1 protein-coding gene is annotated in these 676 nt (G+C 66.1%); it reads right to left on the bottom strand.

Annotated elements, in window-relative coordinates:
* Positions 1 to 301: 301 nt before the first annotated feature.
* Positions 302 to 676: glycosyltransferase family 9 protein (locus MOV74_RS39685; protein WP_246933059.1), on the bottom strand; the 375-nt coding region annotated here is incomplete at its 5' end.

Raw genomic sequence — 676 nt, 5'->3', positions numbered from 1 at the left:
TGATGCGCGACGTGGCTGCCGCGACCGCCATGGGCGAGCGCGGACGGGCGCGCGTGCTCGAACGATTCAGCCTCGATGCCGAAGCGGCGCGGATCGGCCAGGTCTATCGGCCGCTGCTCTGAGCCGTCGCTTGCACCGGCTGCGAACAAAAAACGCGAAAACAACCCCATGCACAGTAGCCGGGGCGAGCGAAATCAATGGCTTGGCCGGCGAAGCGGTGTCGCTGCGGATTTTGCGAATTCGGTTTGACCCGTCGGGCAAAACACTGGCAGGATGTCATCATCGGCGCAGCCCAATGGCCTCACGTCGTAGTGCGCGCCCCAGCCTCACTCAGCACCCTCTCCGCAATCGCAACCACCTCCGTCGCGGCGATATCCCGCATGCAGTGGTGGTCGTTCATCTTGCAAATCGTGCTCTGGCAGGGCTGGCAGGACAGCACGCTCTTGTCCTGGACCACGGTTGCAGCGAGGCCGTTGAGCGGCGCCCAGAGATAGGGGCTGGTCGGGCCGAAGATGCCCATGGTGGGCGTGCCCAGGGCGGCTGCGATGTGCATCAGGCCTGAGTCGTTGGAGATGGCGACACCGGCCGCGGCCATGGCCAGCACGCCGTTGCGTAAGTCGTTGCCGGTGAGGTCACGCACGCCCGGGCCGCCTGCCGCGACGATCTCCTGGGCGAG

Origin of the sequence: Bradyrhizobium sp. SHOUNA76 (genome assembly GCF_023006445.1) — a bacterium.
Classification (GTDB): domain Bacteria; phylum Pseudomonadota; class Alphaproteobacteria; order Rhizobiales; family Xanthobacteraceae; genus Bradyrhizobium.
This window is presented reverse-complemented; position numbering and strand designations above follow the sequence as displayed.